The sequence below is a fragment of the Streptococcus nidrosiense genome (assembly GCF_042140045.1).
GTDB classification, from domain to species: domain Bacteria; phylum Bacillota; class Bacilli; order Lactobacillales; family Streptococcaceae; genus Streptococcus; species Streptococcus nidrosiense.
In genome coordinates this window covers 1,387,849-1,403,479 of record NZ_CP152419.1, presented here as the reverse complement: position 1 = coordinate 1,403,479, position 15,631 = coordinate 1,387,849, and the positions used below count along the sequence as shown (strand labels likewise).

Sequence of the window (15,631 nt, the reverse complement as noted above, 5' to 3'; positions counted from 1 at the left end):
AGGCAAGATTATGTCAACTTTAGATAAAAATCTTTTGCTTGAGATGTTCCGTAAGATGGAAGAAATTCGTCGTATGGACTTAAAAATTGCTCAATTAGTAAAAAAAGGAAAAGTGCCAGGAATGACGCACTTTTCTGTTGGTGAGGAAGCTGCTAACGTTGGGGCTATGTTAGCTCTAAACGAAGATGATTTGATTACTTCAAATCACCGTGGTCACGGTCAAGCTATCGCTAAAGGTATTGACCTTAATGGCATGATGGCTGAAATCCTAGGTAAGTATACCGGAACTTGTAAAGGTAAAGGCGGGTCTATGCATATCGCTGACCTTGATGCAGGTAACCTTGGTGCCAACGGTATTGTTGGTGGTGGTATGGGGATTGCAGTAGGGGCTGCCCTTACTCAACAAATGAAAAACACTGGTAAAATCGTTGTCTGCTTCTTTGGTGATGGAGCGACTAACGAAGGTGTATTCCACGAAGCTGTTAATATGGCTTCAATTTGGAATCTTCCAGTAATTTTCTACTGTATCAATAACGGTTATGGAATCTCTGCTGACATCAAGAAAATGACAAATGTCAAGCATATCCACGAGCGTAGCGCAGCTTACGGTATTCCTGGAATGTTTATCGAAGACGGTAACAATGTTATCGATGTCTACGAAAGATTTAAGAAAGCAGTCGACCATGTTCGTTCTGGTAAAGGTCCTGTCTTGATTGAAAGTGTAACCTATCGTTGGCTTGGTCACTCGTCATCTGACCCTGGTAAATATCGTACACGTGAAGAAGTAGAAGAGTGGAAACAAAAAGATCCAATCGAAAATCTTCGTAAGTACCTTGTTGAGAACAAGATTGCAAGTGTAGAAGAACTTGAAGAAATTCAAGCACAAGTTAAGGAGGCAGTGGAAGCATCTGTTAAATTTGCTGAAGAAAGTCCATTCCCTCCACTAGAATCAGCATTTGAAGATATATACGCAGACTAAGGAGAAGTAGAGAAATATGGAAACAAAATTAATGTCTTTCCGCGATACCATTATCCTTGCAATGTCTGAGGAAATGCGTCGCGATGAAAATGTACTCTTGATGGGTGAAGATGTCGGTGTCTTTGGTGGAGACTTTGGTACATCTGTAGGTATGCTTGAAGAATTTGGACCAGAACGTGTTCGTGACTGTCCGATTTCCGAAGCAGCTATTTCTGGAGCAGCTGCTGGTGCTGCTATGACTGGACTTCGACCAATCGTTGACATGACTTTCATGGACTTTTCTGTTATTGCCATGGATAATATCGTCAACCAAGCAGCTAAAACTCGTTACATGTTTGGTGGTAAAGGTCAAGTTCCAATTACAATCCGCTGTGCCGCTGGTAACGGAGTAGGTTCTGCAGCACAACACTCACAATCATTGGAATCTTGGTTCACTCATATCCCAGGATTGAAGGTTGTAGCTCCAGGTACACCAGCTGATATGAAGGGTCTTCTTAAGTCTTCTATCCGTGACAACAACCCTGTTATCATTCTTGAATACAAATCAGAATTTAACCAAAAAGGTGAAGTTCCTGTTGATCCAGACTATACTATCCCACTTGGTGTCGGAGAAATCAAACGCGAAGGAACTGATGTAACAGTAGTAACATACGGTAAAATGCTTCGTCGTGTGATGCAAGCAGCTGAAGAATTGGCTGAAGAAGGCATCTCAGTAGAAGTAGTAGACCCACGTACTTTGGTACCACTTGATAAAGACATCATCATTAACTCAGTTAAGAAGACTGGAAAAGTAGTTCTTGTCAACGATGCCCACAAGACAAGTGGTTTTATCGGTGAAATTTCAGCTATTATCTCAGAATCAGAAGCATTCGATTATTTAGATGCACCTATTCGCCGTTGTGCAGGGGAAGATGTACCGATGCCTTACGCACAAAATCTTGAAAATGCAATGATTCCAACAGTTGAAAGCATCAAAGATGCTATCCGTAAAACTCACAACAAACAATAATACATAAAATAGATTATGTAAACAAATAAATCAGACGAGAAGCTTTGTATCTAATAGATGCAAAGTTCTCTACGTCCTTAATATCTTAGTATAGAATAGGAGAGGTCATGGCTGATGATAAGCTAAGAGCGACTCCTGCAGCTAGAAAATTAGCGGATGATTTAGGAATTAATCTCTACGATATTTCTGGCTCAGGCGCAAACGGTCGTGTCCACAAAGAAGACGTGGAAACATATAAAGACACAAACGTGGTTCGCATTTCGCCACTTGCAAAACGAATTGCCCTTGAACATAACATTGCATGGCAAGAAATTCAAGGAACTGGTCATCGTGGTAAAATCATGAAGAAGGATGTTTTAGCCTTCCTTCCTGAAAATATCGAGAACGAAACAATCAAGTCACCTGCTCAAATCGAAAAAGTGGAAGAAGTCCCAGAAAACGTAACTCCTTATGGGGAAATCGAGCGTATTCCAATGACACCGATGCGTAAGGTTATTGCTCAACGTATGGTTGAATCTTACTTGACTGCACCAACCTTTACACTTAACTACGATGTCGATATGTCTGAAATGCTTGCCCTTCGTAAGAAAGTTCTTGATCCAATCATGGAAGCAACTGGTAAGAAAATCACTGTTACAGACTTGCTTTCACTTGCGGTTGTTAAAACTCTTATGAAACACCCATACATTAACGCTTCATTAACTGAAGATGGTAAGACAATTATCACTCACAACTATGTCAACCTCGCGATGGCAGTTGGTATGGATAATGGATTGATGACACCAGTTGTCTACAATGCTGAAAAAATGAGTTTGTCTGAGTTGGTAGTTGCCTTCAAAGATGTTATCGGACGTACTTTGAATGGTAAATTAACTCCTAGCGAATTGCAAAATTCAACCTTCACCATCAGTAACTTGGGAATGTTTGGTGTTCAATCATTCGGTCCAATCATTAACCAACCTAACTCAGCAATCCTTGGGGTTAGCTCAACAATTGAGAAACCTGTTGTAGTAAATGGTGAAATCGTGATTCGTCCAATTATGAGTCTTGGTTTAACAATTGACCACCGTGTCGTAGATGGTATGGCTGGTGCTAAGTTTATGAAAGACTTGAAAGCTTTAATTGAAAACCCAATCTCAATGTTGGTTTAGAGAATTTATTTTTAGAAATATAGATAAAGGAAGTAAGATATGGCCTTAGAAGTAATTATGCCAAAAGCCGGCGTGGATATGACAGAAGGACAAATCGTCCAATGGAATAAAAAAGTCGGAGAATTTGTAAAAGAAGGAGAAATCCTTTTGGAAATCATGACTGACAAAGTCAGCATGGAATTGGAAGCAGAAGAAGACGGTTACTTGATCGCTATCCTGAAAGGGGACGGCGAGACTGTTCCTGTTACTGAAGTTATCGGTTATCTTGGTGAAGAAGGGGAAAACATCCCATCAGCTGGAGCATCTGCACCAGAAGCTAGCCCAGCACCTGCAGCAAGTGCTTCGAACGATGATGGTAAGAGCGATGATGCTTATGATATCGTTGTTATTGGTGGTGGACCTGCTGGTTACGTATCTGCTATTAAGGCGGCTCAATTGGGTGGTAAGGTTGCTCTTGTTGAGAAATCTGAACTTGGTGGAACTTGTTTGAACCGTGGATGTATCCCAACTAAGACTTACCTTCACAACGCCGAAATTATCGAGAATATCGGTCATGCAGCAAATCGTGGTATCGTAATTGAAAATCCAAACTTCACAGTCGATATGGACAAACTTTTAGAAACTAAATCTAAAGTTGTTAATACTCTTGTTGGTGGTGTTGCAGGACTTCTTCGTAGCTATGGAGTTGATGTTCATAAAGGTATCGGTACTATTACTAAAGATAAGAATGTCTTGGTAAATGGTTCTGAATTACTTGAAACTAAGAAGATCATCCTTGCTGGTGGTTCAAAAGTAAGCAAAATCAACGTTCCTGGTATGGAATCATCACTTGTGATGACTAGTGATGACATCCTTGAAATGAACGAAGTTCCAGAGAGCCTCGTTATTATCGGTGGTGGTGTCGTTGGTATAGAGCTTGGTCAAGCCTTCATGACATTCGGTTCAAAAGTTACTGTTATCGAAATGATGGATCGCATTGTCCCAGCAATGGATGCGGAAGTATCTAAGAACCTTCGCTTGATTCTTGAACGCAAAGGTATGACTATCTTGACAGGTACTAAACTGCAAGAAATCATTGAAGAGGATGGCAAACTTCGTATCAAGCTTGAAGGAAAAGATGATGCCATCGCAAACAAAGCTCTTCTTTCAATTGGACGTGTTCCAGACCTTGAAGGTATCGGAGAAGTTGAGTTTGAGTTAGACCGTGGTCGTATCAAGGTTAACGAATACATGGAAACTTCTGTTCCTGGTATTTATGCACCAGGTGATATCAACGGTACTAAGATGTTGGCACATGCTGCCTTCCGTATGGGTGAGGTAGCTGCGGAAAATGCCCTTAAAGGAAACCACGCTGTTGCCAAATTGAACTTGACTCCTGCAGCTATCTACACACTTCCAGAAGTAGCAGCAGTTGGTTTGACTGAAGAACAAGCTCGTGAGAAATACGATGTCCAAATCGGTAAATTCAACTTTGCTGCAAACGGACGTGCAATTGCATCAGATGCTGCTCAAGGATTTGTTAAAGTCATTGCAGACAAGAAATATGGTGAAATCCTTGGTGTTCATATCATTGGTCCTGCTGCTGCAGAGTTGATCAATGAAGCGTCAAGCATCATCGAAATGGAAATCACTGTTGAAGAAATGCTTAAGACAATCCACGGACACCCAACATACTCTGAAGTTATGTACGAAGCATTTGCGGATGTTCTTGGAATGGCTATTCATTCACCTAAGAAAAAATAAATAAATCTTTCAATTAAATTTTCTTAAAGTAGTACGGACGGAAGCGACCTCTATTAGAGTTCCATTCCTAAAAATTGAGCCTCTTGTCTCAATTTTTCCGAGAAATGTAACGATAACACGTTACATTTCTTTTTACCACTTTAGAAAATTGGATTGCTATGAACAGAATTAAAAAACTAGATTTTTGAAAATACTATGAAATACATTATCAATCATTCAAATGACACTGCCTTTAATATTGCTTTAGAGGAATATGCTTTTAAACACCTTTTGGACGAGGATCAAATTTTCCTGCTTTGGATTAACAAACCATCTATCATTGTAGGTCGTCACCAAAATACCATCGAAGAAATCAACCGAGACTACGTTCGTGAACACGGAATTGAAGTAGTACGTCGTATCAGTGGTGGTGGAGCAGTTTATCATGATTTGAACAACCTCAACTATACAATCATTTCAAAAGAAGATGAAAACAAGGCCTTTGACTTCAAGAGCTTCTCTACTCCGGTTATCAATACCTTGGCTGAACTTGGTGTTAAAGCTGAATTTACAGGCCGTAACGACTTGGAAATTGACGGTAAGAAATTCTGTGGAAATGCCCAAGCCTATATCAATGGCCGTATCATGCACCATGGTTGTCTTCTCTTTGACGTGGATTTGTCAGTCCTAGCTAACGCGCTTAAAGTGTCTAAAGATAAGTTTGAGTCAAAAGGGGTTAAATCAGTCCGTGCTCGAGTAACGAATATTATCGATGAGTTGCCAGAAAAGATCACTGTTGAAGAGTTCCGTGACCTACTTTTGGAATACATGAAAAAAGAATATCCTGAAATGACAGAATATGTATTTTCAGATGAAGAATTGGCTGAAATCAACCGTATTAAAGATACTAAGTTTGGAACTTGGGACTGGAACTATGGTAAATCACCAGGGTATAACGTCCGTCGTGGAACTAAATTCCCAAGTGGTAAAGTTGAAATTTTTGCTAATGTTATCGAGTCAAAAATTCAAGACATTAAGATTTATGGTGACTTCTTAGGTATCGAAGACGTTGCAGCAGTAGAAGATGTTCTTCGTGGCGTAAAATACGAACGTGAAGACGTCTTCAAAGCCCTTCAAACCATTAACTTAGGCCGTTATTTCGCAGGAATTACTGCTGAAGAAATTGCTGAAGCAGTTGTTGAATAAAGAAAAAAGAAGTTGGACTTTACCAACTTCTTTTTCAATTGTTACATAATTTATATTATGTTATAAACTATCCAAGGCATTCTTTTGCTCATCATTAACGATATGGGTATACAAATCGGTAACTTGCGTGCTTGCATGTCCCAGCTGGTGACTGACCAAAACCTGTGATTTGGTTGCATCATAGAGACGAGTTGCAAGTGTGTGGCGTAGCTTGTGTGGCGTCACGCGGACTTTGAAGTCTTCTGAATACTTGGCGACCATTTTTTCAACACTTGAAGCGTCAATACGGTTTGGAACACCTCTATATAAAGTTAGAAAGAGAGCTGTATCAGTCTTTTCTGTCTTGTAACGTTTGTCTCGAATAGCAAGATATTGCTCCAGATAAGGCTTCGCAAAGGCAGCAACATTGACTGAATCTCGTTTTCCACCCTTACGAGTAACATCAATGACCATCATCTTGAGGTTGAGATCTCGAAGGTCCAGGTTAACCGCTTCAGAGAGACGGACACCAGAGGCAAGAAGGAGTGCTATAATGGCTAAATCTCTCTCTTTATTCTTATTAAATGAAGAGAGGGCGCGATTTGAGAGAGTTTTGGGGTATTCCTCATCTATATATTTCAAAAACCCCTCTGTTTCATCACCTAAAAAGAGCTTTTGCTTGATATTCTCAGCCCGTGCAGCCAATGTTTCTTTCTTTTTCTTGGTAGCAACCTTCTTCATGACATTGCGGTAGAAATAAGGTTCTCCTTGCTCATTTTCAACCTCTTCAGTCAAATACTTATAAAGACTAGAAAGTGCTGATAAAGTCCGGTTGATGGTTGTTTGGGAGACACCATTCTTTGTCGTATTAGCATTGAGTAAAGGACGTTCACGTAAGTAAAGAATAAAAGATTCCATGTCTTTCTTTGTCATATTCTCAAGTACATCTAAAGGTATATTTGCCATGGTGTCAGCATTCGATATACCAGATTCTAAAACCCAGCTGAAAAATCGATCGTATTCCTTTAAATATTCGTACAAGGTCGTAAAACTATAGGGAACAGCCAGTTTCGATTGGTAGTATTCCAGAACATACCAGGGCATGACTTGTTTGAGTTTATCAATACGTTCTAATAAGATCTCGCGTTTCATGTTTTTCTCCAAATATTTCTATACTAGTAGTATAGCATAGCCAGATATATTTTTCAAGAAAATTATAGTTTTTCGGAAAGATGTTGTAGGAGATATATAGGATTGTCTTAGTAAATAACAATAACCAAAAAAATTTTTTAAGCCAATTATACTCGATTATGTACTTTATTTAAGTGAACACTGGAATTTTGTACTACTCTCAATTCAGGTGAAAATGTACTTTATTTAAGTGAAAACTAAAATTTTTTCAAATGTACATTTTGAAAATAAAAAAACACTCTAATATCAATTTAATGAAATTTAGAGTGTTTTTATTTATCTATATTTTTTTTAACTGTACAAAGTGTTCTTGCTTTCTTCTGTGGCCTTTGCAAATGGAACATGCTCTTTTTTTTCGTTTTTTATATGCCATTCTTTCTTTTACTTGAATTTTGTAACGGTGATTAAGATTTTCTTGACATATCCACCATACAGGCAGATTGCTCAACTCTGTAATTTCAGTTGGGCTTGCTATTAGGAGGTTATTCAAATAATCCCACTCAGGCATTAGACTTTGTTGTGTCGTTGCTAAGTCATTAAATCCTTTTAAAACTTTTTGATTCCTACAATATGGGCACGAATTTTCTCTGTAATATTTTTCTTTTATGACTTGCTGATATTCTCCAGTGCATACAGGACATTTCCACCATACGGTATATGTTGAATTAAATCTTACTGAAGACATTTCTTGTTTATTTACTGAAGACCATTCTTTAATTAACCAAGGATGTGTTGTTTCAAGATCATTATAACCTTTTGCAGTCTTCTTAAAAGAACAATATGGACAACATTGGTCATTTTCATGGCGTTCAGAAATTTTTGCTTTAAAACTTCTGTGACATTTTCGACAAACCCAATTGGTTAAAGCATTTGAATCATAAAAGAAGATATCAATATCACCATTCAGTTCTTTTACCCATTCATTGTTTAAGTACGGTTTAACATAGCTTAGTGTTTCATTTGGTTTAGGAAGTTTTTTATTACAGTAAGGACATATAGAGTTGAGACTATTAGAATTATTGTTTGTAAACACACCTAGAACAATCCCTAATCTCTCCTTAAATTCTAAATCACAACAATCACAAATCCAATTAAATATTTTATTCTCGGATTCTGCCGATTTCGTCACCTCATCAGGTTTTTCTAAATTCTTGCTACTCCAAAGGTCACACAACTCAGGATAAGTATCTGCAATTGTATTATAACCTTTTAATACTTGTTCATCATTACAATATGGACAGCTATTTATTACTTCTTTTCTTATTGGAATTGAACAAAGGTATTCACCTTGACAAACAGAACACTTCCACCAATATTTTTTTGTTTCAATGTGGCTCAATGCTAAATGAACAGGCAATCCATTTTTTTCGCTCCATTCTTCCTGTAATTTTGGGAAATTATAGAGTATATCATTGTTAAAAACAAGTGTATCCCAATCACAATGATTAGGACAAGTTTGAAAATTACTATTCTCTAAGTCGGTTCTTGAAATCATTTCATTAGGACTGCAATGAAAATTTACATTGCAACAAGGACATTTCCAATTTATACATTCAGAAGACTTATGCCAGTATTCAGAAATAGATTTATCATTACTTTTATCCCAAAATTTCTCTAAATATGGATGAGTTTCTTGTAAAGTATTATACCCTTTTAACATCAATTTATTATCACAATAAGGGCAGCCTTCAAAATGCCTTTTGATAACACTACATTCATATTGACCATGACATTTAAAACACTGCCATCTTACTAAGATATCGGATAAACTATCAATCATATTACTTTTTACAAGAGTTGGAATAAATTGCTTAAAAAGATTTCTATCTGTATGCAATAGGGGGGTGGCTTTCACTTTAATTACGGTATCAAATGTTGCTTTACAGTTATTACAATAGAAACCATCTCTTTTGATTCTTGAAATTAGCCGATCAATAGACAACTTAAAGATATTGTCACATTTGTCGCATTTCCAATTTCTAGGGATTGTAATATTGTCATTTAACTTCAAATCATTAAACTCTACATCGTTTTGCTCCCCTGGAAGATAAATTTTCCGAAGATTAGGGTATGCTTTAGTGTAAGGTACAAAATGTATACTTTCATTACATCCGACATGAACAAGCTCTTGATTATGTTTATTGATTAATTTAGAAGTGTTTGCTACATCTTTCCAACCAACATGACAGGTAGGACATTTGAAGTGAAATAACCTCTTTGAAGAAAAAGATAAATTATCAATCTCTTCCTGAATGGTTTCTATATTTTCATAATGAAAGTTTATGTACCTTAGAAAGTTAGGAATCCTTGCAGATATAGAGTTTTCCCCTTTTATGAACACTTCTCCAAGCTCACATACAGGACAGATTTTTGAATGATTTTGGATATTTTTATAAGATTTTGTTACACTTGCCTTCCATTCATAAGAACAGGTAGGACATTTCCAGTTAATGTGTTTTTTGCTGGTAACTGTTATTTTTTCTACATCTATTTTGATATTCTTGTCAAAGTCCCAATAGTTCAATAAAGCTGGAAAATCAGTGATTAAGTCTGACATTTTCTCCTCCTAATACTTAGTCTTGTTATCCAGTAAGTCTTTAATTTCAAAAATCTTACTTTTGATTGTTTGCTTTTCAGTATGAGTATGCTTTTCAAAAGATATTTTCGAGTCTGAGGTGATAATATTTTCACTTAGATACTTCTTAGTTACAAGTTGCTGATCAGATTTTAATAAGCCTTCTTCTTTTAATAATTCATTTGCAATATCAGGATACAAACTAGTTTTAAGAAGATTCCTTAACTTTTTGTTTTCTTCTAATAATTCTTTATTTAACGCTGTCTGCTCTTTAATCTCAGTATTGTTTTCATTAAGCTGTGCTACCTCATTTTTTAACTCTGAAACTCTTGTTTTAAGCTTATTTGCTTCTTCCTTATATTCTATTGCTGCATCAACAACTCTTTTATAATAATTGTTAAGTTCCATCAATGCTGATTTGATTGCTTTAGGGGTTCTATTGGTCATTAAGAAACGTTCTACATCTAGAGTTTTATACGTTATAACTGTTTGATAGGTGTCGTCCTCAAATAGTTCCAATTTATCATTAAGGGCTTGTCTAAATTCTTTGTTTCTTCTAATCGTTGTGTCTGCAACTTGAGGAAATCCGTTGCTTCTGAGGTAATTTCCAAACTGTGGAATTTTGAATAGTCTAGGATTATTCGAACAATGTTCCAGTAAATAATGTTCAAATAACGATAGCAATTCTTGATTATCAATATACTTCTTTCTCGCCATTTGAGAACTCCTGCAAAGATAATTGTTTTTCAGTTAGATATTCTTGATAAGAATGACTAACGGTTTTAAGTTTTAATAACGCCTCACCAATATCTTCTATATTTCCCTTTCCTCGTCGAACTCTTTTTATAGCCTCATCTACAATTAAAGCCTCCTCATCAATTGATTTCTTAAAGGATTTATCCATAGAAAAATAATCTTTTCCAGCTTTTCTGTAAAATGGACAACTAGTGCAAGCACCAAGCTCTGCATGTGAGCTAATGACTTTAAGGCAGTCTGAATAATCACCTTCTGCAAATCGAGGTGAATAACATCTGCCCTTATTATCAAGAGAAACATAGTTTTTATTAACGGTGTATTTATGTTGAGTCTTACTTATAGCGTAAGACGTTTGAGAGTTTGTTAATTTACGATAAAGCTGATAGCTCCTACATTCAATAAACTGGCTCAGATTTGAAAAATAATGTGAGGATGTTGTGACACTATCATGTCCAGCTAAGAGCATTGCTGTTACAGGACTAGCCCCTTCTGCTATCAGATTGATCATTGCAATGTGTCTAGTATCTCCAATATGAATAAAATTAATCTCATGTTCATCCAATTTATTTGGGAAGTTGATATGATGGACAAAATATCCATACTGTTGAGATACGACCTCATTAAAGAAATATTTTAAAATGGTATTTAAGTTACTATAAGTCAAAAAGCGATTTTTAGTACCTGTAACACGTTTCCATTTACGATAATGTGAGTCTGTCACAAAAAGGGTATCTAACTGTGTAGATGATAAATCTTTGGTTAGTTCTAGATAATTTATAATCTCACTCGCAAGCTTAAATGGTACTTCGTAAGTCGTTAAATAATAATCCTCTGAAATTTTATGGGATACTCCCTTGTCTTTTCCTTTTAAGTTATTTCGTCTGAGAGTTAAGTAATACTTTCCGTCTTTTTCTGTAAGACAATTTCTTTGAGTAAGTAAAAATTCCCTTGGTCTAAGTGGTACTACTGCTGTTATTTGCCACCATAAGTAAAGAGGGTAGTAAAACAATCTTTCTTCATCTGATAATGGTTTAACCCAATAGTCGTTTAAAATATCATTAAATAGAAAATAGGATTGAAATTGAGCTAACTTTCGTTGTTTTTTAGTGTTCAGTTGATAACTAACAGTTAAAAGTTCATCTAGTTGTTCAATCAATTGGGTTAATTCATTATCCTCTAAACATGGTAGTGTAGAAAGAAAGTCTATACATATTGAGGGATTGTAAATCTTAATATGTTCCACATTGAAATCTATATCCCAGCTTGTTTCTTTGATCAAGCGCTTTATGTCTCTTAAAAATGTTTGAAGTGAAATCAAAACATGATGCTCCATAGATAGCACTAAAAAACTCTTTAAGTAGGTAAGAAAATCATCAAAAGATAATTGAAATACTTGTTCATAAAATCTTTTATATCGGAATTTATTCAAGTTAAAAACGAAGCTTACATTAGAATATTCATTAGTTGTAACCCATTTATTCTCTTCAAAATTGGTGGTTAATATAATCCCTTTTTCAACATAATCTTGAAAACATTCTTTTGCGCTTTCAATCATATTATCATCAAACAGGATAATTTCATTTACTTTACGAAATAATTTTGATTGATTATTCAACTGACTAACTCCTTAATAATATCCTCATAATCAGACAATACAGCTTCACCATATTGTTCTGATAAAGCTCCTAACATTTCTGTAAGGCATGGTTTAATCTGTTTTTCTAAAATTGCTCTAACTTTACCTCTCTCAAGGTCATTTGTTAGTTTAGAGTATTGCTTGTTAAGCCGATTAAACTCACCGATTAACAAAAGCAAAGTAGATTTTGTCTGCAATTCATACTGGCAACCTACACAATGTTGACGGTCATCATAGGGGCATAGTTTCCCTAACGCAGATAAGAGACACATACTTTCTCCCTGCTTAGAGAAAGCCTCTCCGTTGCCAATTCGATGACAGATTGTCAGTAATTGTTCAGGTTCAACGTTGTTTTCAACTAGAGTTTTTAAAGCTTGTTGAGAACGCAAATCAGCCCTAATGCTCAATTCTAACGTTTTCTCAATTTCTACTGGTGTTAGATCTAAACTTTTAATCATTTGAGTTTGTTGGCTTGGACTTAATTCTTTATACTTTCCTCTAGTTACAATGGTCAAGAGCATAGACGGAATCATGGATAATACGCCTCGCTCAAATAGTTCTTTTGCAACCATTTCAGGTTTTAGTTGTCCAAGTTGGGCATCTTTTAGATACGTTGTTGTAGTTTGCGCAAATTCATTAAAATTACCTTTATGGCTACGAGCTAATGCTGCTAAAAAATAACCTTTAATATTCAGTTCTGACTTTTCTTCAAGAACGTCATCTGCTAACATTGCGACAGATTGTAAGTAAGACTTGTTTGCAGAACGACTACTAAAGTTACGCTCTAAAAATAAATTTCCGATTTCCTCCCCCATATAACTAGTAATCTTTTCATAAGTTTTAATTCGTCTGATTAATGGGTTTTCTGCATTGTATGGTATTTGAAGTTGAAAATGTGCTTCACAGATAGCCAATAACGTTCCAATAAGAACCTGACAACTTTCTGGGACGTGAAACTTTAGCTGAGTAACGTTAGAAGCGTTTTTTGTTTTATTAGGTGTTAAGTTTAAATAAGTCAATCTTGTTGTAATACTTAGTAAAGTCCTTCTAGCTTCACTACTACTCCAAGTTCCATCTACTACTGCTTCTAAAACTTCTAATGGTTCTCTTGTTAATTTAGGATGTCCTAATCTTTCCAAGTCTGTTGATCTTAGTGCGCAAATAAAATGTAACCCTAGATACAACCATGTATCTGCATAGTTTTTTGAATTTGCTGCTTTACAAAACATATCATTTTTTATGATGTAGTCCTCGTTGAATAGGTAGTACATTAATTCAAGGTATTCATCTAATTCATACGCTCCATTTGCACTCTCAATCGTGTAACGCTTCGTCATTTCAAAACTCACTCGATAACGAGTAACACCTTTATTGAGTAGCCATTTAATAAATTGAATGAGATTATCACCTAGATATTTTGTGAGAACTTTTGTTGCTACTTCTACTAAGGTCTCCACTTCAGCATCACTATATAGAAACAAATCTTTTGTTAAGTAGTATGCTAAAAAATCAAGTAGATAGAAACGATTTGTTTCACTCAGTTTTTCTTCTTCAGCAAATTGAACGAATAATTCATTTGTAGAAGGGAATTTTTTTGAAAAGATTCCTTCCATACTCTTAATTCCAGGAGGTGTTGTTAGATAGTCTTTGATGTGATTTTTAAGAACTTCAGCATCTTTTTCCGTAATAGTATAATCATCAAGATTTATAGACACACCAAACCAATCATTGTCTAGTAAAAATCCACTGACTTTCTCACGGTGTTTTATTGTAGCATCACCTAACTCGACTAATATTCTTTCAAGATAACTTTTTAAATCTACTACCAACAGCTACTCCTTCTAGTGTTCACCAAATAATTTTTCTGCTTGCCAGTTCATATAATCAAAAACACCATTGTTCACCTGACCATACTGTTTTGCAATTTCTCCTTTATTTTGTAAATATACCCAAGCACTTTCTGGTGAATTGTCCCCTCTAGCGGACATCAGCTCACTAACTTCATTAACGCCTGACAACACTAATTGAGTGGTGTACCAGTGCCTAAAGATATGGGGTGAAATATTATTTTCTTGCAAGAGTTGACCAAAAAAGACAACCTCTGGGTCATCAGATTTAAGAAATATTGGGATCATTTCTTCGCGAATAATCTTACGAAATCGTTGATAGTACACATCGTATGATAATGCTTTACCCTGCTTGTTAAGGTTTAATGGACCAAAATCTTTCTCATACCTTTTACCCTCTAGATAACTCATATAGTCATTATAAGTGTCTAAAAAGACCTCCAAGAAGATATAAGGTACAGCTTGAAGTCTTTCCTTTTTAATTCGTCCAGTTGGCTTTAAATCACTTCTAAGGGGCATTTCTTTTCGCAGATCAATCTCAATCTTAAATACTTGATTATCACTTTGGTGAAATAAGATACCTGCTCCCAAAGGACTATCTTCACGTCTTACATTACATGCTTCTGATGGTCTCAAACCAACAAATGCTCCCAAAGCAACAACCATAAGTAAATCCTTGTGATATTGAGCAATGTGAGCAAAGAGCATTTCAAAGGCGCTGTTTGGCATATCTCTAAAAATTGACTTCTGTGCGTTGCTATCATCAACAAATATCTCAAAATTCAGTTCTTTCCGTTTAATGACTCTACCTCGTCTATTAGTGAATGTATTGATAGAATAAAGGTCTTCTGGCTTCAAATTAGCCTTTCCTTTTCGTTCATTCAAGTATAGAGTTAAAAAATCAAGAACTGCATTTACACATTTTTCGACTGTACTTTTCTTTCTATTTTTTCTATCTTCTGGAAGTTGTCCTAAACCATAAAGCATAAAAAACTCCTTGACCATTTCTAAAGTTAGTTGATCAAGATTGTTAACCCCAACTGTTCCGTAGATAAAATTCAAAAACTTAACAACGTATGAAAATCGTTTGTTTCCATCGTCTGAAATAGATTTAATCTTTGTGGCAGATTTTACATATCTATGAAAATCAGTGAATTGTAATGTACCATCATCATGTTTGAGTGCAATCAATTGCTTTGTAACGATATTATTATCACCTAGAATTAGCGAATGTTTATATACAACAAATCTCATGTTATCTCCTTGTTTATTATGACTGAAGGTTCTGACTGTGTTTTATGATGTCAATACACAAAAAAACGATCAAATCAGTACCATTTTCCTTTGTGCTCTAAACTGCATAAAGGGAATATCGATGAGTACTTTCATTGATCGTTATTATTATTTAAATTAATTCAATAATAAAAGTAACTTCATCTAAGTAATAAGAGCAATTTATTAGCTCAGCAACAACGATAACCACAGCAACTCCTTCTAAACGATGAAAGGAATATCCGCCGTGGCTATCTATTTACTTTTTTTCTTTTACTTCTGTAAGTTACTTTTGTTATTTTTACTTT

Annotated in this window: 11 protein-coding genes; 5 read left to right on the top strand and 6 right to left on the bottom strand. The window is 35.7% G+C overall.

What is annotated here, in order from left to right:
* Positions 1-10 precede the first annotated feature (10 nt).
* The 5 genes from AAFQ93_RS06620 (at position 11) to AAFQ93_RS06600 (ending at position 6,067) form a co-directional block, all read left to right on the top strand.
* Positions 11-979, top strand: coding sequence for a thiamine pyrophosphate-dependent dehydrogenase E1 component subunit alpha (locus tag AAFQ93_RS06620; protein ID WP_223140959.1), 969 nt, complete (start codon positions 11-13; stop codon positions 977-979).
* A 16-nt stretch (positions 980-995) separates the two neighbouring features.
* Positions 996-1,988, top strand: a complete 993-nt coding sequence (locus tag AAFQ93_RS06615) for an alpha-ketoacid dehydrogenase subunit beta (RefSeq protein ID WP_006152177.1) — start codon at positions 996-998, stop codon at positions 1,986-1,988.
* Positions 1,989-2,095: 107 nt separating this feature from the next.
* The gene (locus AAFQ93_RS06610) at positions 2,096-3,139 is read left to right on the top strand and encodes a dihydrolipoamide acetyltransferase (protein ID WP_223140958.1); all 1,044 of its coding nucleotides are present in this window, start codon (positions 2,096-2,098) and stop codon (positions 3,137-3,139) included.
* 39 nt (positions 3,140-3,178) lie between these two features.
* A complete protein-coding gene (lpdA, locus tag AAFQ93_RS06605; RefSeq protein ID WP_375554975.1) occupies positions 3,179-4,882 on the top strand; it encodes a dihydrolipoyl dehydrogenase in 1,704 nt (567 codons plus the stop codon).
* A gap of 195 nt (positions 4,883-5,077) precedes the next feature.
* A complete protein-coding gene (locus AAFQ93_RS06600; protein WP_375554974.1) occupies positions 5,078-6,067 on the top strand; it encodes a lipoate--protein ligase in 990 nt (329 codons plus the stop codon).
* Between the two features lie 60 nt (positions 6,068-6,127).
* Here the strand turns inward: AAFQ93_RS06600 and xerS are convergent, their stop codons facing one another.
* The 6 genes from xerS to AAFQ93_RS06570 all read right to left on the bottom strand — a co-directional run bounded on the left by xerS (position 6,128) and on the right by AAFQ93_RS06570 (position 15,305).
* Positions 6,128-7,198: a tyrosine recombinase XerS gene (gene xerS, locus AAFQ93_RS06595; RefSeq protein WP_045763872.1), complete on the bottom strand. Its 1,071-nt coding sequence runs from the start codon at positions 7,196-7,198 to the stop codon at positions 6,128-6,130.
* A 319-nt stretch (positions 7,199-7,517) separates the two neighbouring features.
* Entirely contained in the window at positions 7,518-9,794 is a 2,277-nt protein-coding gene (locus tag AAFQ93_RS06590) for a zinc-ribbon domain-containing protein (protein ID WP_037603287.1), read from the bottom strand.
* A gap of 9 nt (positions 9,795-9,803) precedes the next feature.
* Positions 9,804-10,529: a hypothetical protein gene (locus AAFQ93_RS06585; RefSeq protein WP_037603289.1), complete on the bottom strand. Its 726-nt coding sequence runs from the start codon at positions 10,527-10,529 to the stop codon at positions 9,804-9,806.
* Complete coding sequence (locus AAFQ93_RS06580; RefSeq protein ID WP_046165600.1) at positions 10,507-12,183, bottom strand: hypothetical protein; 1,677 nt, start codon at positions 12,181-12,183, stop codon at positions 10,507-10,509. Before AAFQ93_RS06580 ends, AAFQ93_RS06585 begins: the two co-directional genes overlap by 23 nt.
* Positions 12,180-14,033 carry a hypothetical protein gene (locus tag AAFQ93_RS06575; RefSeq protein WP_037600649.1) on the bottom strand — a complete coding sequence of 618 codons (1,854 nt, stop codon included), beginning with the start codon at positions 14,031-14,033 and terminating at the stop codon, positions 12,180-12,182. Before AAFQ93_RS06575 ends, AAFQ93_RS06580 begins: the two co-directional genes overlap by 4 nt.
* Positions 14,034-14,045: 12 nt before the next feature.
* A complete protein-coding gene (locus AAFQ93_RS06570) occupies positions 14,046-15,305 on the bottom strand; it encodes a site-specific integrase (RefSeq protein WP_037600646.1) in 1,260 nt (419 codons plus the stop codon).
* Positions 15,306-15,631 lie beyond the last annotated feature (326 nt).

Excerpts from the sequence above, each read along its gene's own strand:
- AAFQ93_RS06620 (WP_223140959.1), top strand. The coding sequence starts at position 11 with ATGTCAACTTTAGATAAAAATCTTTTGCTTGAGATGTTCCGTAAGATG.
- AAFQ93_RS06615 (WP_006152177.1), top strand. The coding sequence starts at position 996 with ATGGAAACAAAATTAATGTCTTTCCGCGATACCATTATCCTTGCAATG.
- AAFQ93_RS06610 (WP_223140958.1), top strand. The coding sequence starts at position 2,096 with ATGGCTGATGATAAGCTAAGAGCGACTCCTGCAGCTAGAAAATTAGCG.
- lpdA (WP_375554975.1), top strand. The coding sequence starts at position 3,179 with ATGGCCTTAGAAGTAATTATGCCAAAAGCCGGCGTGGATATGACAGAA.
- AAFQ93_RS06600 (WP_375554974.1), top strand. The coding sequence starts at position 5,078 with ATGAAATACATTATCAATCATTCAAATGACACTGCCTTTAATATTGCT.
- xerS (WP_045763872.1), bottom strand. The coding sequence starts at position 7,198 with ATGAAACGCGAGATCTTATTAGAACGTATTGATAAACTCAAACAAGTC.
- AAFQ93_RS06590 (WP_037603287.1), bottom strand. The coding sequence starts at position 9,794 with ATGTCAGACTTAATCACTGATTTTCCAGCTTTATTGAACTATTGGGAC.
- AAFQ93_RS06585 (WP_037603289.1), bottom strand. The coding sequence starts at position 10,529 with ATGGCGAGAAAGAAGTATATTGATAATCAAGAATTGCTATCGTTATTT.
- AAFQ93_RS06570 (WP_037600646.1), bottom strand. The coding sequence starts at position 15,305 with ATGAGATTTGTTGTATATAAACATTCGCTAATTCTAGGTGATAATAAT.